Annotated in this window: 16 protein-coding genes and 2 pseudogenes; 9 read left to right on the forward strand and 9 right to left on the reverse strand. The window is 58.7% G+C overall.

All coding sequences use genetic code 11. The features are described 5' to 3' along the window. Positions 1 to 61: 61 nt before the first annotated feature. Complete coding sequence (locus tag EOD43_RS18385) at positions 62 to 466, reverse strand: hypothetical protein (protein ID WP_127745507.1); 405 nt, start codon at positions 464 to 466, stop codon at positions 62 to 64. A 356-nt stretch (positions 467 to 822) separates the two neighbouring features. Here EOD43_RS18385 and EOD43_RS24260 point away from each other — a divergent pair, with 356 nt between their 5' ends. Continuing rightward, complete coding sequence (locus tag EOD43_RS24260) at positions 823 to 1,533, forward strand: type IV toxin-antitoxin system AbiEi family antitoxin domain-containing protein (protein ID WP_164857327.1); 711 nt, start codon at positions 823 to 825, stop codon at positions 1,531 to 1,533. A 1,316-nt stretch (positions 1,534 to 2,849) separates the two neighbouring features. On the opposite strand, the gene EOD43_RS18400 is transcribed toward EOD43_RS24260, so the two are convergent. After that, positions 2,850 to 3,143, reverse strand: a complete 294-nt coding sequence (locus EOD43_RS18400; RefSeq protein WP_164857328.1) for a hypothetical protein — start codon at positions 3,141 to 3,143, stop codon at positions 2,850 to 2,852. A gap of 844 nt (positions 3,144 to 3,987) precedes the next feature. On the opposite strand from EOD43_RS18400, the gene EOD43_RS18410 reads away from it, so the two are divergent. Next, complete coding sequence (locus tag EOD43_RS18410; protein ID WP_127745511.1) at positions 3,988 to 5,454, forward strand: M48 family metalloprotease; 1,467 nt, start codon at positions 3,988 to 3,990, stop codon at positions 5,452 to 5,454. Positions 5,455 to 5,588: 134 nt separating this feature from the next. Here the strand turns inward: EOD43_RS18410 and EOD43_RS18415 are convergent, their stop codons facing one another. Both EOD43_RS18415 and EOD43_RS18420 read right to left on the reverse strand, forming a co-directional pair. Continuing rightward, a complete protein-coding gene (locus tag EOD43_RS18415; protein WP_127745512.1) occupies positions 5,589 to 5,846 on the reverse strand; it encodes a hypothetical protein in 258 nt (85 codons plus the stop codon). An 840-nt stretch (positions 5,847 to 6,686) separates the two neighbouring features. Continuing rightward, on the reverse strand, positions 6,687 to 6,884 hold the full coding sequence (locus EOD43_RS18420) for a hypothetical protein (RefSeq protein ID WP_127745513.1): 198 nt from the start codon (positions 6,882 to 6,884) through the stop codon (positions 6,687 to 6,689). 1,941 nt (positions 6,885 to 8,825) lie between these two features. On the opposite strand from EOD43_RS18420, the pseudogene EOD43_RS18430 reads away from it, so the two are divergent. Both EOD43_RS18430 and EOD43_RS18435 read left to right on the forward strand, forming a co-directional pair. Then, positions 8,826 to 9,338, forward strand: a pseudogene (locus tag EOD43_RS18430) (IS5 family transposase); the annotation flags it as partial. Positions 9,339 to 10,159: 821 nt separating this feature from the next. Further along, complete coding sequence (locus tag EOD43_RS18435; RefSeq protein ID WP_127745515.1) at positions 10,160 to 10,471, forward strand: hypothetical protein; 312 nt, start codon at positions 10,160 to 10,162, stop codon at positions 10,469 to 10,471. Positions 10,472 to 11,518: 1,047 nt separating this feature from the next. On the opposite strand, the gene EOD43_RS18440 is transcribed toward EOD43_RS18435, so the two are convergent. Then, positions 11,519 to 12,160, reverse strand: coding sequence for a cistern family PEP-CTERM protein (locus EOD43_RS18440; protein WP_127745516.1), 642 nt, complete (start codon positions 12,158 to 12,160; stop codon positions 11,519 to 11,521). A gap of 503 nt (positions 12,161 to 12,663) precedes the next feature. On the opposite strand from EOD43_RS18440, the gene EOD43_RS18445 reads away from it, so the two are divergent. Then, positions 12,664 to 13,413 (forward strand): SDR family NAD(P)-dependent oxidoreductase, encoded by a 750-nt coding sequence (locus EOD43_RS18445; RefSeq protein ID WP_164857330.1) that lies wholly within the window; start codon positions 12,664 to 12,666, stop codon positions 13,411 to 13,413. Between the two features lie 691 nt (positions 13,414 to 14,104). Here the strand turns inward: EOD43_RS18445 and EOD43_RS18450 are convergent. Beyond that, positions 14,105 to 15,322 carry a type II toxin-antitoxin system HipA family toxin gene (locus EOD43_RS18450; protein ID WP_240653339.1) on the reverse strand — a complete coding sequence of 406 codons (1,218 nt, stop codon included), beginning with the start codon at positions 15,320 to 15,322 and terminating at the stop codon, positions 14,105 to 14,107. After that, a complete protein-coding gene (locus EOD43_RS18455; RefSeq protein ID WP_127745519.1) occupies positions 15,312 to 15,944 on the reverse strand; it encodes a helix-turn-helix domain-containing protein in 633 nt (210 codons plus the stop codon). The genes EOD43_RS18450 and EOD43_RS18455 overlap by 11 nt, the downstream gene beginning before the upstream one ends. Before the next feature lie 327 nt (positions 15,945 to 16,271). Here EOD43_RS18455 and EOD43_RS18460 point away from each other — a divergent pair, with 327 nt between their 5' ends. The 4 genes from EOD43_RS18460 (at position 16,272) to EOD43_RS18470 (ending at position 18,606) form a co-directional block, all read left to right on the forward strand. Further along, positions 16,272 to 16,502, forward strand: a complete 231-nt coding sequence (locus tag EOD43_RS18460; RefSeq protein ID WP_127745520.1) for a hypothetical protein — start codon at positions 16,272 to 16,274, stop codon at positions 16,500 to 16,502. 83 nt (positions 16,503 to 16,585) lie between these two features. Then, on the forward strand, positions 16,586 to 16,891 hold the full coding sequence (locus tag EOD43_RS18465) for a polyhydroxyalkanoic acid system family protein (RefSeq protein ID WP_240653340.1): 306 nt from the start codon (positions 16,586 to 16,588) through the stop codon (positions 16,889 to 16,891). Positions 16,892 to 17,569: 678 nt separating this feature from the next. Beyond that, a complete protein-coding gene (locus EOD43_RS23755; RefSeq protein WP_164857331.1) occupies positions 17,570 to 17,734 on the forward strand; it encodes a hypothetical protein in 165 nt (54 codons plus the stop codon). Between the two features lie 122 nt (positions 17,735 to 17,856). Then, entirely contained in the window at positions 17,857 to 18,606 is a 750-nt protein-coding gene (locus EOD43_RS18470; RefSeq protein WP_240653342.1) for an oxygenase MpaB family protein, read from the forward strand. A gap of 173 nt (positions 18,607 to 18,779) precedes the next feature. Here the strand turns inward: EOD43_RS18470 and EOD43_RS24020 are convergent, their stop codons facing one another. Together EOD43_RS24020 and EOD43_RS24155 are read right to left on the reverse strand one after the other, a co-directional pair. Continuing rightward, the gene (locus tag EOD43_RS24020; protein WP_240653417.1) at positions 18,780 to 18,947 is read right to left on the reverse strand and encodes a carboxymuconolactone decarboxylase family protein; all 168 of its coding nucleotides are present in this window, start codon (positions 18,945 to 18,947) and stop codon (positions 18,780 to 18,782) included. A 146-nt stretch (positions 18,948 to 19,093) separates the two neighbouring features. Then, a pseudogene (locus EOD43_RS24155) lies at positions 19,094 to 19,225 on the reverse strand (carboxymuconolactone decarboxylase family protein); the annotation flags it as partial. Positions 19,226 to 19,305 lie beyond the last annotated feature (80 nt).

Below are 19,305 nucleotides of genomic sequence, written 5' to 3' on the forward strand. Positions count from 1 at the left end.
TGGCGATCGCCCAATCGAGCGCGATGTCCGGGCTTTTGTCCCTGTGAGGAGCTATGAGTTTCTACATTTTGGTTATGCGCCGTTTCACTGATCGCTTCGCTCGATCGCCCATGACGACGGCGGTGACAGCGCAAATCAGCGCAGCAGTAAATATCATCCAGGCAGCGGTCATCGCCAGCCGAACGATCGTAATTGACGAGCGCGTCCACGACACCTCCGCGTCACGTAGCGCGTCGCGGGGCAGGTCAGGGCACTGATCCCAATATAGCTCGCGTGCCTGGGCCGTGCAGGTGAACCCCTTTGTCTCCCGAGTATTTGTTCCGCGGATTGGCTCGATGAAGAGCGAGTAGAGGACAAGATATGCGAACAATCCTGCAAGCGTGAGAATGGCCGCAACGATAATCCAGGTGCGGCGGCGTCGCACCACACCGGCCTGGTTCCACTCCCAGGCAGCGAGCGCCGCCAACAAAATCAGGCCAGACGAATATAGGCGACTGCTAGCGGCCAAGGCGGTTGAAGGTCTGCCAAGGCTGCAAACAGTGGTATTGCCGCCAGCAAAAACGTGACGCCGAGAATTTTCAGCAGCTTTTTGAACGCAGGCGCACTGGCTCTACAGCGACGCACCCCCGGTACGCTCCTATCTCCGTCGCCTCAGCCTTGACGCGGACATCGACATCGCTTCGCGCAATTTGTTCGGCGATCCCGATCCCGACCTTGGCCTGCAGACCCGGGCACTCGACCTGATAAATAGGACGCTCGGCCCTGCTGATGGAGCGGGCGACTGGCGCACCCCGCTTCCCCAGTACCTCAAGATTTTCCGGGATGGAGAGAGCCATCCTCGAAACGCTGGAAGAGATATTAAAGATCGTGAGTTTCCAGCACGGCGCCGAACTGTTCGAACGCCTGACGACCCTCAAGCCAAAGCTTATGGACACGCTGCTGGCCGCATGCCGCAGCCTGAAGTCAAAGCGCCTATTCCTCTACTTCGCGAGCCAGCCCCCACGCTTGGGCAAAGCGGATAAGGGCCGCCGACATCGACCTCGTCTCGGGCAAGCGCCAGATCGTCCCGGATGTTGCACTCGATCAGGAGTTCCAGATCACCGGCCAAGGTCAGGAAACTCCGGTGCGACGCCCAAGCACTACGAAGGTAACGGGGATAGGCGAGAAAACTGGTCGAGCCGCTCGCGGACCGTTTCAAGCGCGTTAACCGCGAGAAGATTGGCCGCCTCGCGGAGCCGGCTTCTAGTGGATCGTTCCGGCGCACCGCCTAAAACCCATGGCGTAACCATATTGCATCTACGGCGCGTCTTACGATCGATCATGCCGCCAGAACCTGCATCAAAGTTTCATCGCGAGCGGCATAATAGATTAGAGCGCGGGTCAGGCGGGTCGATTCGAGGAAGGCAAGGTTGTGATGGAGGGCTTCAATCTTGGCCGAGGCGTCACCGTCCTTGTTCTTGGCGCGATGATCGTCGCGATAGTGTGCGAAATCTCGTTGAGCGCCGCAAACTTCGACAGCGTATCTATCGCTAAGGTGTGGGGCGGTCTTACGCTTCTGTGCGCTCCCGGGCTTATATGGCTAGGGGGTAAAGCACGGTAATGCGCCGCAAAGACAACGCTTTCGCCAAGGATCGTGTCGCGGCTCATTTCCGCGACGACGCCAAGCGCGGTGATTGAGATGTCTGCACAGACGCTGGCACGTGCGTGCTGTGTGTCGCTGCTGTCTAAACGTTCGCTCCGTCGTATTTTCGTCTCGAGCAAACCTCACTGCTCGGGCTTTGAGCGCCTCGATCCCGCCACGCGCGGAGGCGAGCGTCGTCGCGATTGATCATGAGTGGCGAGGCCCGACGCACGGGCAGCACACAGGTCCGCTTTGCGCTCGAACGCGTCGGCTTCGGCGATTAGGTGCGGCATCATCCACGATGGTAAAATATTCGCCAGTGCGCGCGATCGCGCAGCGCGCTTACGGTAATATTCTTCCGTTGGCCTGAACATGCCCCTGATTGCCGTGAGAAAATCGCTAGGGGCAAGGTGGACGATGGTCTGAAGAATAAGGTTAACGCGCTGTCTGGATGGCCGGGCGCGAGCTACCACTTTCTGCTCTGGTTCATTTTGTCAGCGGATCGTAGGAGGAGGAGCGCCCATTATCGAAGCCGGAAATGTCTGTACACGACAGAAGAGATAGAGATAGTCAACAGCTGGGCGGCAAACAGGCGAAACAATCCACTCTTGGCAGGAACTATGCTCTATCGAGCGGCCCGGTCCTGTTGGATATCGATATCACCATATCTGGCCTTGCTCCCAAACATCGGAAATGTGTGCTCTCAGCGTGCCGAGGTCGAGCCGGGCGTCCCGTGCTGACCAGCTGTGTTGATAAGTCTCATCATCCCCGCGATCATCAGCAAAAATATACCTATCCGTGCCCTCGCTAAGTCATGCGTCAGCGAGCTTCGCAGTATTCAAGCGAAAGAAGGTCAGAACATTTTTTTGCAAACGCAACCGGGAGTCTCGTATCATGCTCTTGACGAACGATGAGATTTTCAATTTTCCTTACAGGATGATGCGGCGGCTCCCTTTGTTAGAACGTGCCTTCCAGATAGCGGGCGAGGGGTCGTGTCGTGACTGGAGTGATGTGGCCACGATGCTCAAACGAGAAGACTATGATCTCGTCGACGAGCACTTGAACAGCCAGCTATTACGCAATCAGATAAACATTCGGATCAGCCAGGCTGATGGACTGCGCAATCGTCATTGATTTATCGCCAGAGGCCGCACTTCAGCATCGGTGCCAAGTTGCGAAGTCGAGGCGTTCGAGTCGGGTGCTTGGCCTCAAATATAGCTAGCTCTGCTCAGGTGCTTGAATCTGGAGTCGGATAAGGCAGCTTGATGCGGAGTTGGAGTTCGATCATTCGGCGCGTTTCTAGGCCTGAACGCTCGATCCCTTCAACGATCGCCAGCAGCGCCACCTCATCAGGCGCATTCCAAAGCACTGGAAGCCGCCGCAGCATCTCGGGATGGAATTGCCGCGCAAATATCGTGACGCGATCTCGAAGATTGAGATTGGCAGCAACGCCGGACTCCTCGACAAAAGCGACCCAATGGGTCGCGGCGAGTGAAGCCGCCTGGTCGAGCGCCTCCGACACGTTGAGCTTGGATCGTGTGAAAGGCCACATATGAGATTGTTATGACCGCTCGACCCCAATCACAATTGAAACGGGTGCGACTTAACCGCGATTATGCGCTTCCCGTCGCTAAATGCCATTGTAAACGCTCAAAGTTCTTCGCGGCCAGGACGCCGACTGGCCAGCCCCGCACAGCGCTGAAATGCCGGTTCGATGGAGTGCGGCCACTCGCATGACAGGCGATTTGCATAAACATCTGATAGGGGCATTGCGGTGGAACAGCATATATCGCTGGCGACAATAGGTAGTGTCCAAATAATTGGATCGCGGCGCATGATCACAGGCGTCTTGAAGGAACCAACGGACCGCGCTGGTGGGCTGGGGGATAAGTTGAGGGGCCTGCGCGCTAATCGTGCGAGGAGATTGCGATGTTCGACGCCGAACTGAAGTCCGCCCACGACCTTGCAGATCTCTGAAAGCCGATCAACGGGGAGAGTGAGGCTTATGTCAAAGCCCGCAAGGCATTGCTCTTACTCGAGATCGAGGAGAGGCGCACAATGACTCGCGTGGCCGAACAACAACGTCGGCTGCCGCCCGGCCCTAGGGCCCGGAACACGAGCGACCCTGTCGGATGTGTCGGGAACCCTTTCGCAGTCGATCTATATCACTCCATTGAGTGACGCCGGCTAAATCAAACGGACGCTCAGACTGGGAGTGGTTCGGCTGTGGATGACTTAATTGGAGTTCGACCTGCTGGCGCACCCCCACGCTCATCGCAACATCCCCTGCGGATGCTGAATCTGGTTTCGGATCGATCTTCTTTTGATCGCGTCTGTCGGCACTCAACAGCCCTTCGTGCATTTCGATGATGATGGACCGTAAATCTCGCATACCAATGCCTGCCATCGTGGCAGCTGCATGTCTTCTCCTGTCAGGCTGTGACCACTCGTCTCAAGAACTTGATCTACCGGGGGTTACGAAGGAGGAACGCGTCGCAGGTCAGCAGCAACATGCGCAAATCCTTGCGACGATGGGGGGGGAATATCGCGGAGACGCAGATAATTATGTCCGGTCCATCGGCGCTCAGATCGCCAGCGCGGCGGGTCTGCGCGGGCAATGTAACTTCACGCTGGTCAACAGCGATGTTGTGAACGCCTTCGCGGTACCCGGATGCTTCATCTACGTGACGCGAGGGCTGCTCGCGGTCGTGGCAAGCGAGGATGAGCTTGCCTCGGTTCTTGGTCATGAGGTCGGCCATATCGTGGCTCGGCATAGCGCGCGACAGCGCGAACGATCATTGTGGAGCCTGCTTGGGATTTTCGCAGTCAGCTTGACCGGATCGGACCGGCTGACACGGATTGCGGGGCGGGCCGTCTCGCTCTTCGGCCTGCGCTACTCACGCGAAGAAGAATATGAAGCTGACGTTCTCGGCATCCAATATGTCTCGAAGGCTGGCTATGATCCGTTCGCAGCCGCCGACATGCTCCATGCCTTGGGTCGGCAGGAGCGTTTCATAAAGGCAACTAATGGCGACAATGATGCGCACAGCTTGCCCGAATGGGCCAGTAGCCACCCGTTGCCTGTCAACCGGATAAAACGCGCAATTCAAACAGCCCATGCCACCGGCGTCGCCGAACATGTGCGACCCGAACGAGAAGATGTCTATTTAAACAATGTAGATGGCTTGCTGTTCGGAGACGATCCTCAACAAGGCTTCGTCATCGGCCGTCGATTTGCCCACCCAATCATGCGGATCGCGTTCGATGCGCCTGCTGGCTTCACCCTTACCAACAGTCCCCAAGCGATTGGTATCACCGGGACGGGGGACATCAGAGGCGAATTTGGCGGCGGTAAGCTCGAGGCCGAAGATCTTGACGCTTACCTGCGACAGCTGATCAGAGAGCTTATAAACAGTGATATTAAGCAGCCTCTAAGCGTGACAAATGGTATGATCAACGGCCTCTCCGCCCGGACGACGCGGCTTAATATGACGGGGTCGAATGGAGATGCTGTCTTGCTGATCGCCGTCTATAATGGCGGTGGTGGCCAGGCGTTTCACTTTGTGATCGCGGCTCCGGCTGAGGCCAGCAGTGCCACCATCGATCAGCTGTTCCGCTCTTTTCGTAGACTGAGCGATGGCGAGGCGGCAGCCTTGCGGCCAAGAGTCATGAAGGTAGTTAGAGCGGCTGCAAATGACAGCAATGACAGCCTGTCCCGGCAAATGGCCGACCGCAATGGCCGGGCGCTGTTCGTGGCACTCAATGGCGATGCGCAGGTAAAGGCGGGTGGCCGCTACAAGATCGTGCGCTTCAGCGCCACAAGCGCACATTAGCTGTGACAAAGCGCGCTCATACGCACCGTATGTTTGGAAAGCGCGCCCACATTCCGAGTGTGGGCGCTGCAGTGGGGCGTGAGCAGCGGCACTATGCGCGGCGCCATTGTCCGGTGCGGGCGGCCCGCGATGATTCACTCGGCCTTGGACAAGGTCACTCGCAGGACTGTCTCACCCTCCGGATCGGTGCGCGGATGACCGTCGGCTGCCAGGCGTTCGATCGTGTGTAGCGATGCCGGCAGGCTTGGGCAGCGCTCGCGCAGAGCTGTCCACTGGCTCAGACTAATTTCTATGGAAAGCGGGCGACCATGACGCTTCGCTTTGAAACGCACGAAATCGCCGCTGACGCTGCGTGGCCGTAAACTTCTTACGATGAAAATACCGCTATCCATAAAACTATCGTTAACTGGCTCTCGTAAAGATAATGTTACGGCTTCGACAGTCTCATCATATCTGTGCGCGATAGCTTATATGTCATTGAATAAATCAAAGTTTATCGAGAGAACCCTGGCTCTTGCGGCCGCTACGCATGGAACGTAACTAATTGGATCATGGTCTCGATGGGGCTGCATCACTTGGCGTTTAAAGCAAGGCGCCCTTGTCACGGTCTGCCTAGCAATCGGAGCGACAGAGCAAGCGGGCCGCAGCCAGACATGGTTAATTCGTGTTATGTAATTCCTTGGGAAGCACCACGATGATCAGAGGTCCGGTCGCAACTTCGATCCATCGTCCGAGCGGGGTCAGACTCTCGTCGGCTCGCAGGGCATCGCTCACATCGGAGTGCTGACCGCTAAGCACAGTCCACTGAACAAGGCATGTAACGGCATGCACGCGAGTACCAGAATGGCAACCATCGAAGCGCATATGGTCGCCAACGACATATCTTTCAGCAGGCTGGCGGGTTATTGCAATCGAATTAGACATGCGATCAAGCTGCTATAGGCAACGCCTAGCGCAAACGATGTAATGGTCTCATCAACGCGTTTCATCGTGAGACAAGCTAAACCTGACTTTTCGGTTTCGTCGGGATTATGTTCACCAACTGAGATCGTTCCGGTGGTCAGCATAATCCAAACGCTCGGCACGCAAAAACGTCTCCACACAATCTGAAATAGCTCACTAGAAGAGATTAGACTTTTGTCGGGTTCATCCGATCGATCGCGTCATATCGCGAGGTGCGACGCCAAACATTGAACGTCATGTCGCGAGACTGCGACGGCGCGGCAGTCGCTTCATTGCGCATCAAAAAAGCGCGGCCGCGGCGCAACGATCTCGACCCGGCGTGCCTCATCCCAAACCTCCACCGCATAGGTGTGGCCGAGTCCGCGGGCGGCTTCGATGGCGCCCGCATCGTCATTGAGGTCGCACAGTTCTCCAGGTCCCCAAATGCGCCCCTCTGAACTCAGGCGAAACAGACGATAAATAGGCATATAAACTTCTTCTCGGAATTTCGCATGACGCGGACAGTTGCAGCCCCAGACAGCCTTACGGCATATCCTACACAGCAAGCCGACCGCTATTGCCTGGATTAGTGCGTGACACGTGATGAACTCACACAGGCCGGCGCCTGATCTTCCTTTTTTAACACCGCGAAACCCTGAGCGGCCAAGCCATCGCGGCAGAAGGATCTCAAGCCGTGTTAGCGCGGCGCGGCGCGGCGGAATGTCGTTTGAGCGCTAGAGATCTTCAATACAAAGTGTGTTGATCAATCAGTTGCCCGGACCATCGACCCGCCAGACACATTTTGAAGCGGAACATTTTTTCTCGCAAAACATTGTGCGGTTATGGACAGGTTCAGCGAAACTCTGGCCGCGGCCGAACTCGTGCGCCTGCAAGCGGAGCAGCGTCGAATACGGCAGCGTAGCGATAGATTACGTCTGCAGATCGATGCGATCCGCATCAAGCGCCGTGCTGAACAAGAGACAGAATTGGTAACCTCCTGAGGCGGCTCGAACGAGAATAGACCCGCGGCGGTCACGCCTCGACAGGTACGATATCGCACGTGCAGAGCTTGAATTAACGTCTCAGCGAGATGTCCGATGGCCGACAACCTGCGAAAGGCGCCGTGAAGCTCACGGTAAAGTGGTAGAGAAACTGCGCACACCGACCCCCAATGCAAGGCCACAAGGTCGCCGCATCCAACGACAATCCCGAGATTCTCGTGGAGACCAAGGCCGGAAAAGCAAGCGCCGCAAAGGCCGCCTGCTCTCCATAAGGATTAAGTTGCAACAATCTTTTCGGCTCGATTGCTTGGAACGGGTGAGCGCTCTGGAGGCAGCGATTTGAAAATATGAGATATTTGTGCCGACAATAAGCCATTGCATATCATTTAATAAATTGGTGACTTGTATTTCGATAGAGGGGCACTCCGACAGCTGACGGAGTGATTGGCCTGTCTGCCCCTATAACAGGTCGCTTGATCGCTCGATCATCTATGTCGGCTCTGAAAGCAAACTGGACCCGTCGGCACGTCTATCGATGGGTCTGTCTCGTGTTATGCACGCCGTGAAATTGGTTAAAGAGATTGCCTATTTGGACGCAATAGGCTTTTCTATCGTTGTCCCTTAGGGGGTTTCCCAACTTGCGGCCCGTCGAAGACCTTCGGCGGGCCATTTTTTGATATTCGCCTTCTTGATGCTTACGCGCGAGATCGGCGTCTGCGTGATGCCGTCTCGAGCCGTGAATGTAGGGAGCCGTGAATGTCGGAATATCGATGTTGCGTTTACATAAGAACTTGGCGGTGCATGCGCTCCGATGATGCGCAGTCAAATGGACCCGGGTAAGTCTCTTACGCCCCACGCATTTTTTGACCTTGATCGATCGGTTCGATCCGCTCGCGCGCGGCTGCCTCGATCGCCTTTCTTTCAAATCGCTCTGCCTCAGCGATGATACGCGGCTTTAGCCACGAGGGTGCTGCTCGAGCCAGATCGCGAGATCTCGATGCGCGCTTAAAATAGTAAGCAGCAGTTGGTTTCCACATTCAAGGCCTCGCGCTCAGCTCGACATCGTCACCGTTCAACGTTTGTCGCGCATTGTGTGTCCGCCTCGACCGCATGCGCTGTGAAGACGGTATTGCGAACGCGAGCTGGCCTTCTCGCAAGTCCTCCGAACGAAAGCGGCTCGTGGAAGGTTTCTTCATTGGTTTGCGGTTCACATTCTCGGATGCTCTTAGCGGCGACATCTCCTTCGAACGGCTCCGCGCCATCGTCTGGTGACCTCGCAACAATTGGGCATGGTGCATGACATCTGGACCACCGGGCCCAACATGGCGGCAATCTGAAAGATCACGAGGTCGCCGCACAGTGGTCTTGGTCGCGACATACCGTGCTATCGATAACGTAATCGACCACCTAAGCTCGTCCGTCGGGACGGCGAAGGGCGTGTGGCAGGATCTGTTCGTCATCCTGGCTGAAGCCGGTGGGCCGCCCGCCGAGGTCCTGATCAACAGCACGCATATGAAGGCGCATCGCTCGGAAGGTGGTGGAGAGGGGGGCGCTCCTCCAGACGATCGGCATCAGCCGCGGCGGCCGCAACAGCAAACTCCACGCGCTTACCGATCGCCAAGGTCGGCCGATCCGCTTCCTGATGACCGGTGGTGAGGTCGCTGGCTGCCACGCGGCCGATGTGCTGCTCGATGATCTCGCGCCGCGCACCATCGCGCTGGGCGACAAAGCCTATGACAGCAATGCGATCCTAATCGAGCGTCAGGGCGCTGTCCCCGACATCCCCTCCAAGGTCAACCGCCGCTGGAAAAGCTGCTTCTCGCGCTCGCTCTACAAGGGGCGCAACGCTGTCGAGCGCAGGTCTGCCGCCTCAAGGACTTCAGCCGCATCGCCACAGGCTACGACAAGCTCGCAACCAACTTCCTCGGCGCGATTTACCTCGTCCCGGGTAATCTTGGTTTTGCCGGGCCGGTTGATGCCCCAGTATCCGTAGCCGCAAAAGCCCCTTGCCCAGACGCTCGATGTGTCCCGCACCGTCGTGCGCGAGGCCCTCGTGCCTTCAGCCTGACGGCCTGCTCGCATCACGTCGGAGAGTCGGATCCTTCCTCACGCGAGTCCCATCGGCTCTGCTGGCGCCATGTGCCGTTCGATCAATTGCCCGCGCCGCTGGGACCTACGAAGTCCGGCTCATTCCGGACGCCGAGGCCGCACGGCTAGCTGCGTTGAGGTTCGGTTCTGCCGAGATGTCGGCGATTATAAAATGCCTCGACGCTCTCCGAAACGCTATCCTGTCGCGTGATGCGGCAGGTCGAGAGGATATGGCTTTGCACAAGGCGATCATGTCGCCACCGGCAACAAGGCTCTTGTTCTGTCCTTCGACATTTCTTGAGTATCGATATTGGCCGAGTGATGCGGGCCGGTGTCGATATCTCGCGCTCACGATCGCCAGAAGCGTGGCAGGCGATGATTATGGAACGTGTGGATATCGTCGAGGCTATCAGATTGCGAGATGGCGAGCGCGCCTTTCTGCCAAGCCGTTGGCATCTTTCCGAGGGCCGTCGGCGTTTGACGCCATAATAAACTGGTCGGCGAAAAATTTGTCTGACAGATTTGTAGCATCTTGCTAAACGTCTGCCAGGTCACCCATCGTCATCGGGGAAGTATCGCCCGGTCGCTCCTCTTTCGCTCACGCACGTCTTTTACAGAATTGCGCTTTGCCAGCGTCGGCATATGATCGCGCTATATCAGAGTGCGAGGCCGTCATGCGTCATCTTTTATGGTACTTAGCGGTCTTCACCGTGACTGGTTGTGGGCCCAGTGCACGAGAACGAGACCTCGAAGCCTCGCTGGGCGAAAGCCGTGCGCAGACCGCGGCCCTCCAAGAGAAACTTGAGGATGCGCGATTGGAAGCCATTGAGATGACGACTGCCGCGGAGGTTATGCGATCGCAGGTTGATAGGCTCGCGCGCGAGACCGTTCAGGACGTAGCGAATGACATTGATAAAGCCGCAATCGATGTCGAATCAGCCGCCAGTGATGTGGCGAGCGCCGTGGCCGAGCACGAAGTCAATTAATTAGCGCGCGAGCGCATGCCGCTTTGAGCTCGTTGCCTAACAAGTTTTCCATAGACCCGCAGATAATTTCGGCAGCCTCGCCACTGCGCGCACGCGATCAACGCTTGTCCTATCGGCCCGATCCCCACCGCCCTTGTGGCGGATTTGGCGTCCAGCGAGCATAGCCATCACTCACCAAAGCACATGCCACGCTAACCAAAGCTCAGGATATCCGCCTCCAACGGCATATAAGCGAGCCATTTAATTCTCGGCCGCTGCGCAGTAGGGACGGAGAATAATAGTGGCCACCGGGTGTCATGATCCGACGAGTTTTAGGTAACCCGGGGCAATGGATGCCTGTCTTCAATCCGCAGGTGTGCGCGCGTGTTCCGCAAGTGACCTGCCTACTTGAGTTAGACAGGTCACCTTTAAGCGGCACACGCCCGCTGACCCGGGCGAGACCTATCTAATGCTATTGAATGACCAAGCCCTTAAAGGCGGTCGCGGCGGTATCGGTTTTTATGGTGGCCGCCCACGAGGACAGGGGTCTGCACGCATTATACACCCCCGGCCCTGCCCCCCCATTTTCGCCCGTGTGCTAACGAGGCGGCTATTCTCAAATGACGAGGCGGTGAGAGGGCCATCGAATCCTTAAATCGGCGGGTGCCGATAGATAGGGGTTATTTGTCTAGCCTCGCAACGACCTTGCCCCCCCCAGCGAGGCGGGGGATCAGATGCAGGCACTCCGACAACCGTCTCCTATGCAGCTTGCCAAGACTGCCCCAGCGATGGCGTGACAGGCGGCTGGGTTGGTCCGAACCGCTCAGATCGCGCTGACGCCGACAGGGATGTTTCGGCTCACTTGAAGGCTCATCTCACACATTCGCCAGAAGTTGTGACAGCGGGTTGATGCCGCAGTCCCCCAGCGGGGCTGATTGACCTTTAACAACCTCAAGCAACGGCGAAATGGACGCCTACTGTTTATAACTGAGGCGTACCCAGCAGCCTATGGGAATGGCCCTAGACACACGCAGGTCTCTGGGGCCGAGCAGTAGACTGAGTGGTGGATTAGGCCAACGCGACCTGAGGCTGCCTACGACGACTGCGGACGGTTAGTCCAATGCCACCGAACCCAATCATCAGCATGGCCCAAGTCGAAGCCTCCGGAATAGCTTTGGGGACACCAAACCCCGACGTCGAGCCATTATTCTGCGCCGCCTGCCACCGGGCTACGAAGTCCGTGAGTGTCAAGGATGACTGAGAGGACGCGAAAGTGAGCGTGAAGCCGCCATTCACTTCGCCCAAGGCAACATTGATCCCGTTGTTTCCACCACCGTTACAGTTGGGACCGGCGTAGAAGCAGAGATCGTGGACCCCGAGACCGTTGAAGTTACCGCCGTTCTTCATTCCAGAAAAGGCCGTCCCTGTGGTCGCAAGCGTGTAGTTATCAACGCTCGTGTTGAAGCCGAAAGCTCCGAGGCGCGAGTTGGCGCTAGCACCGGTGGAGGTGTTTGCGATGTTATAGCTGAAGCTAAAGACCTTGTTGTTCGAGCTGGCCCCCAGAAAATTGAACGTGGCCTCGCCCTCAGCTCCACTTGAATTGGCACCCTGCGCAGCAAAGTCCACATTGAAAGAGAACGGGTCCGAAGCATCGAGAAAGATGGACGATCCCATGATCGACGATGTCGCCGCGCTGACGGGAGCGGACATCGATGCCGTTACGCTAGCTACAGCTCTGTGTGAATCCAATCACTTGTTAGATTAACGGATTAGAATCTTTTTTTGGGACGATTCCGCCGGAGCCCACCGTGAAAGCGCACGTTGGACGGGGATGGGTCGTCGACAGAATGCGCCATTTCATCACCAGGCTCGGGGTGTGGACAGCACATCCCGCGCCGTTCCTCGTTTTGGCGATATTCACCGTATCCTGGCTCCTCATCCAGCCCCTCGCGTTCGGCTGACGCGGCGCGGCGCCGAGGACAGCGTGGGTTAGTGACGCTCCTGATCGCGCGCGTCGCGGTTGGGCGATAGCGACACCTATGCGCCAGTCGCAGATGATGATGCATGGCGAGAGGAGATTGTGGCTAAGCCTAATCTCACCGTTGACACCTCGTCCCTGGGCGGCAAGCTTGCGACAAGGCGTCACACCTTTGCACTGTCTTGAAAGCACGCAGCGACGTGAGCGCTGCAATGATATCGGGGTGGGGAAGACTATGGATTTTGAGAACAAGGTCGCCATTGTGACCGGCGCCGGTGGCAAGCTCGGACGCGCCATTGCGACTGGCCTGGCACAGGGCGGGGCCAGGGTGTTGATAGCAGACGTGAAAGCGGATTTGCTGGAGGAGACCGCCGCTCTCATTCGCGAAGCTGGCGGAACGGTTGAGATCTTGGTCAGCGATCTGACCAAAAAGGATGGCTGCGTAGCCATTGTTGATGCGGCAGTCTCGGCCTTTGGCCGGCTCGACATCGTGGTCAATAATGCCGGCTATATCTCGTTCTCGCGCCTGGCTGCTGTGACCGCGGAGGACTGGGAGCGGACCTTTCAGGTCAACGTCCACGCGCCTTTCTTCATCATCCAGGCCGCCATGCCGCATCTGCTAAAGTCGCACGGCAACGTCGTGAATGTCGCGTCCAACGCGGCCTTTAAAGGGCAGGCCTACACGCCGGCCTATGGCGCCAGCAAGGCGGCTTTGGTCAACGCAACCAAGTCACTTGCACTCGAGTTCATTCATGAGCCGGTTCGCATCAATTGCGTGGCGCCGGGCGCCACCAACACCAACATGGGCACGAACACGGCCATCCCGCAGGACGTCGATTATGCGCTCGTTGGCCGATTGACGCCCCTGCGTCCGTTCGCCGAGCCCGAAGCGGTTGCCGAGGTCGTTTTGTTCGTCGCGTCCGATCGCGCCAGCGCGGTGCACGGCGCCACCTATCTGGCGGATATCGGCATGATGGCCGGCTGAAATCCCTACAACCGCAATGGTGGTATGCGCCCCGCTTGGCGGGGCGGGGGCGCTATCGACTTGTTCCGACCAGCGGACGCCGGGCCTTGCCCCGCGGCGTTCACTCACAAATCTCGAAAACCATCCCGAAATCCGTGGCGGCGAGGTGATCGACATCACGGCGCTGAGCGAAAGCCACGATGATCGTAGGATTTCGTCACGTCCGAAAACCGGACCATGGTTGGGACTAACATGCACCGATCCTCGACGAACTCCGGCAAGTCCGGTTCGGGCACGGGATCGACCGCCTGAGCGACGTCGAAACCAAAACCTATGTGGTCAGCAATCCGTCGCCGCCATCGAGGATTTACTAGCCCAGGCAGCGGCGGCGGTCCCGTACCAACGGTTGAATAAGCAAGTCACAAGCTGGCCGATCATATCTCTGTCACTGGCATCGGACGTTCCGTAACTCGATGCAGGTGGTGAACCCACGGGTCGGTCATGTAAATCAGAGCCACTTGCGGCCGAATGCGAAACGCCGCATCGCGCAGCGCGGCTTCGTTATCGCTCGTAACGGCCAGGTAGCTCAGGAAATGCTCCTAGCAAATGGTCGCCCGGGCGTCGCTCGCAGCTGCGAGTGAACTTGTGGGCGTCGACCGCGTCTCCCCATGCTTGTCCCTGGCGCCATCAAATGTGCCACATCAAGGTGGGGTCAGATCGCGACGCGCGCGCGGTGCTTTTCTATAGCGCCTATCAGTGTGTCGGAAAGTGGCAGATGGGTCTTATGTGCCGACCATGCCGTATCGAAGCGTTCAACCGTTTCGCGTGCGATAGCCAATATCGCAGTCTGGGCGACCTTGGCCTTGTCGGCCATTGCGGCAAGCTCGTCATAGGTGAAGCTCGCCCAAGCCTTGGAGCGCCGGAATTTGAGCGCGGCTTCGTCCTTGGGCAGATAAGGGATGGTCGACAGCAAGTCGTAAGCCGGCGACAGGACGGGGGTTCGACGGTCGGGATAGATCAGCGACCAGTTCTTCAAATGCATATCGCCATTGCCGATCAGCACACTGTAGGTCAGGCGACGGATAAACTGTTCGACACTGCGATCGTCGGTCTCAATGGCGAGTGCGGCGAGAATGGTGCGATAGCTTGCAGTGTCATATTTTGCTTCGGGGTAAACGCGATAGAATTGAGCGAAATCCTCAACATGCACTGGCCCGTCCGGGCTGCGATCGAAGCGCCGGATAGCGAGGGCGGTGCTACCATAATACGTGATGCCGGCGGGCAGACCGTCGATCTGATCGAGACGAACCAGTTCAATCTCGGGCACGTCGATTCCTATCAGCCCAGCAAGCGTCATGATCGCAAATTCATTCTCGGGCACATCCTCGAGGCGGGTCGACGGCAATTTGATGATCCATCCTCCACCCTCGCCTTGGGTCGGGATGGTAAGGCCGCCGCCCCTGCCCTCGTTTTTAAGCGCCGAGAATTTGAGCTGGACGCCTGCGAGCGAAAAGCGGAATTTGGGGTCGAAGGCTGCTGGCGCAGCACTCGCCGCTGCAAGTGTGGCGGCGGTATGGCCGTTGGCCGGGAGCGCGCGTACGGCACCCGGCAGATCGCCACCGAGTTCGCCTAGCAGCTGAAACTCGCGGGTGGCGTTGACCCCGGTGCGTCGCGCCAGGAAGTCGCGCAATGCGCCTTCGGGCAGCAAGTTTGAGAAGAAGGGCTGAAGCCGCGTCTGGAAGGCACGGTTGTCGGCTGTATAAAGCTCGCCGTAGCGGTCCTTGAACGCAAGGCTCAGTGTGTCGCGGTCTGTGTCAGCGGCATAAGCATCGTCGAAGGTGAAGATGCTGCGATCCCCTTCAAGCGCGGTGATCGTTCCAATCCGGCGGTCATGGAGGAGGATGTCGAGCGCGCGCAGCTCAGTCATCATCGTCATCCTCGAGGCTGTGCGCAGGAACCTGGCGCGGGGCGGTCATTCTCACGCCTTGACCCAGCGTCTTGCGCAAAGCACGCAGGCCTTTGTTGATCCGCTCGAGGGTCACGATGAGCTGGCGGCGGGTGATGTCGCCGTTCCTGAAGGCGTCGGCGATCTTCCGCGTTGGGGCGAGCGCGGTCTTCAGTATCTTGAAAGCGGCTGGATCGAAACGGTGCCCCTGGATCATCCGCAGCATTGTCTGAAATGTGAGAGCTTCGTCGAGATTTGGAAAGGCGGTCGTGAGCGATCGCGCTAATTGCTCGTGGACCGCGATGATCTCGCGAGCACGGCGCGTACTCTGCTCGCTATCGTCGGGTCCGCTTGCATGGATCAGCGCATCGACCGCCGGCAGCGCCTGGCGTGGTACCAGCTTGAGTTCGAGATCGAGCGCGCGTGCCATTTCGACCAAGCTCGACAGCTGCAGATCGACGCCGCCCTGCTCGATCTTGGAGATATGGCTTTGCGGCAACCCCACGCGCTCGCCGAGCGCGCGCTGTGTCAAACCCTTGCTGACGCGTCCCTTGCGAAGGGCATCGCCAAGTTCCCGGAGAAACGATAAAGATATCTGCTTAGGCATATAATGTGCAGAAATTATATGCCAAAATATATAATTACAAGCTAAGTTGTGAGGTGGCATATGCGAGAATGTATAAACTAACATTGATATATGCGATAACATATGCGGTTATCTCTCGAACGGGGCTATCTCGACCCTCTATCCAACTTCGGGATCGCATCACGCACTGACCGAATGCGGAAGCGTGTCGGGGCCTCGGGCGTCCGCAGGCAGATGGTGACAGGAGGAAGCGGAAAGGCTCAAAACTGACGCGCAACGATTGGAACGTCTGGCCGTGAGGGTCGCTTATGTCAGGAGCTACGCAGAGCGCTCATCAGGAGACATATCATGGATGAAGATCGGCAGAATGGCGAGAACCGCGCGACGATGGGTAGCGGCCGGGGTGGCCATGCTGCTGGTGGAAACCAGCAGGAACAGCAGCGGGAAGGCTCGGTCGGGCGCCAGCAGAACCAGCAGCGCGATCGCCAGGAGCAGCGCGAGCAGTCCGGCAATCCTGGTCTTGAGGAATCGAACCGCATCGATCTCGATGAGAACGGACGGCGCGATCAGCAGGCCTGATTGTCTGCAGACCGGCCAGTTCGTGCTGGCCGGTTAGTCTGCTATCACCTCGCACCCTTTTTACGGTAGCAATGCCTCGGATTATGATGGCCGAACCAGTCAAGATCGACATCCCGCACAAGCTTGGCCAAGCGGCTGCACGCAACCGCCTTGAAGCCGGTTTCGACAGGCTAACGTCTTTCGTCCCTGGCGGGCGGGTGACCGAACATGTCTGGGAAGACAACCGGCTGAGATTTACCGTCGAAGCCTTGGGGCAGCGGGTCTCCGCACGGCTGGATGTGCTCGATCAAGCGGTACACGCCGAGATCGACCTTCCGCCGACCCTGGCGCTATTCGCCTCCAGGATCAAAGGGGCTCTTGGCGAAGCCGGCACCCGTCTGCTGACGTAAAGTCCCCTTCGCGTTCGCCGCCGGCCGACCGCTCCCGCTCTCCCCGATCCCACAATCGATTCATCCTCGTGGTGGTGATACCCCCTCCCCGCCCCCGACAACTGCCGCCCGGGGCGCGGCTTGAGCTTGCCAGGACAGGGAAGGGCCGTGCCTTGTCCTGGCGATGACGGGTCGTGACAAGAGCTCGGGCACGGCCGGGCGCAGGCGCACGGCCAGCGTGACGGGTTGCGGCTCGCGCTCGCGCTACTCGCAGCTGGGGAAAAGAATTAGCGCCTGCTCGGCTAGGGCCGGTCATGGCGTATGAACCAAACCCGCCAGGCCCGATATGAGACGCTCCAGCCGCCCGGAAACGTCCCACGACCGTCCTGGCCCATTTGGCCATGCGTCTGTAACGTTGCCGACGATGAACTTACCGCTGCGTCGGCAAAAATCGGGCGGAGATCGTCGATATAGAGTTGTCGCGCTGTGGCGAGCATCCGCAGGTGTCGAGCAGGTCTGATTTGGCCAGCTGGACTAGCTGGTCAAAAGCAGCCGCGCGACGATCGCGGCATGTATCGCCGCCGGGGCGCACCCGCAGAGTGCGAGCGTGCGCACGGCGGCTGACGGACACCACCGTAATGAGAGGAACGCGCCTCGAAGGTCTTTGTTGGAGAGCTTTCAGACCACCCGGAGATCCCCATGAGCGATGGCCCCCTCAATCCCGGCGACGTCGCACCGCCCGGAACGCCCGGAACGGGCGAGGATATTTGTCCTTTATGTTCGGGCACTGGCGAAACCTACGGCGCCCGCTGCGATGAATGTGGCGGAACAGGCAAGGTGATCGAGGGCATCGGCGGCGCGTGAGGACCGCGGCGCTACCTCGCGGGCCCGTTGAGCTCTTTCGTAGAGCGCTTATCGCCCGGGTTGTCGGCATCTTCAATGACCAGGCGCGGGGCGAGGCACCGGTCGTTCGTTCAGACAATGCCATGTTCCCAACCTCGGCGGTCATCTGGCGCGTTCATGGCGATGTGACGACCATGATGATCGGCGGCGTGACGGCGCTCCTGCTCCAGATGCTGCATCCGGCCGCGTTGAGCGGCGTTTGGGACCATAGCAACTTTCGCAAAGACATGCTGGGCCGACTAAGGCGCACTGCGCGGTTTATTGCAGTCACCACATTCGGCGACCGTGATCTGGCGATGGAGGCGATCGCGCGGGTGCGGAGCATCCACGATAAGGTTGTCGGGGTCGCGCCCGGTGGCAGTCCGTACCGCGCGGCGGATCCGATGCTCCTCGCCTGGGTGCACGTTGCCGAGGCGACGTGTTTTTTGGCCGCCTGGCGGGCCTATGGCGAGCCTCAGATGTCGCTGGCTGATCAGGACGATTATTTCGCGCAAAGCGCCACCGTAGCGCGCGCTCTTGGCGCCGATCCCGTGCCCCAGAGCCGAAATGAGGCCGACGCGATATTATCTGATTTTAGGCCTATGCTTGGTGTCGACCATCGTACCCGTGAAGTCGCCCGGTTGATATTGCATCCCAAGCCTGCTCGCATCACCGACATGCCGGCTCAGGCGTTGCTGATGCGCGCGGCGATCGACCTACTGCCGCCATGGGCAAGGAAAATGCATGGGCTTTCACATTCGGGACTGACCGCTCCGTTGGTGCATGGTGGGACTAACGCTCTGGCCGAAACCCTACGATGGGCATTCGCCACGCCGCAAAACTTCTCCCGGTGACGTCGGTCGGAGTCCCCTTGTGCGACCGCCAGGCGCCGATGATCAGACGGTCTGAGGGGCGGCACCGCTCCGAACTGCCCATCGTTTCTCTGTACGAAAGGTCTGAGCTGGCGCTGCTCTCCTGCCGGCATATCGTTCCACGGTGCGGCTTGCGAACCGCACCGTGAGCCAATCTAGATCGAGAGGAAATCCACTTCAGTGCTGGCAACCTTGTTGATCAAGTTCGTGAAAAAGTTCTCGGCGACCACGGCGACGATCTCCACGATCTCGTTTTCGCCAAAGCCGGCTTCGCGAACCGCCGCAAGGTCTTCTGCCGAGACATTGCCTCGCTCTTTAGCCACTTACGCACGAAGGCCGCCTCCGCCTCCGCCTCCGCCGCCGCGGATCGAGGATCGACCGAGGTCCCGTTCCCGGCGAGGTCCCGGCTCAGCCTGGCGAAAGTGTAGATGGTGAAGCTATGGGCGGCGTCGCAATATTCGCAGCCGTTGACCGCCGCCACTGCAAGCGCGACGCGCTCGCGGGTCTTGAGGCCGAGCGCCTTGCTGAGGCCCTGGTTTAGCGCCACGTGGGCATCGATCACAGCAGGACTGTGGGACAGGACGCGGAAGAAATTGGGCACCCGGCCAAGCCTGGCCTCGATCGAACCCAGCGTGGCCTGCGATCCGTCGGGGGCAGCGACGGGCTCAGGAATGGAATCCT

The sequence above is a fragment of the Sphingomonas crocodyli genome (genome assembly GCF_004005865.1).
Taxonomy (GTDB): Bacteria; Pseudomonadota; Alphaproteobacteria; order Sphingomonadales; family Sphingomonadaceae; genus Rhizorhabdus; species Rhizorhabdus crocodyli.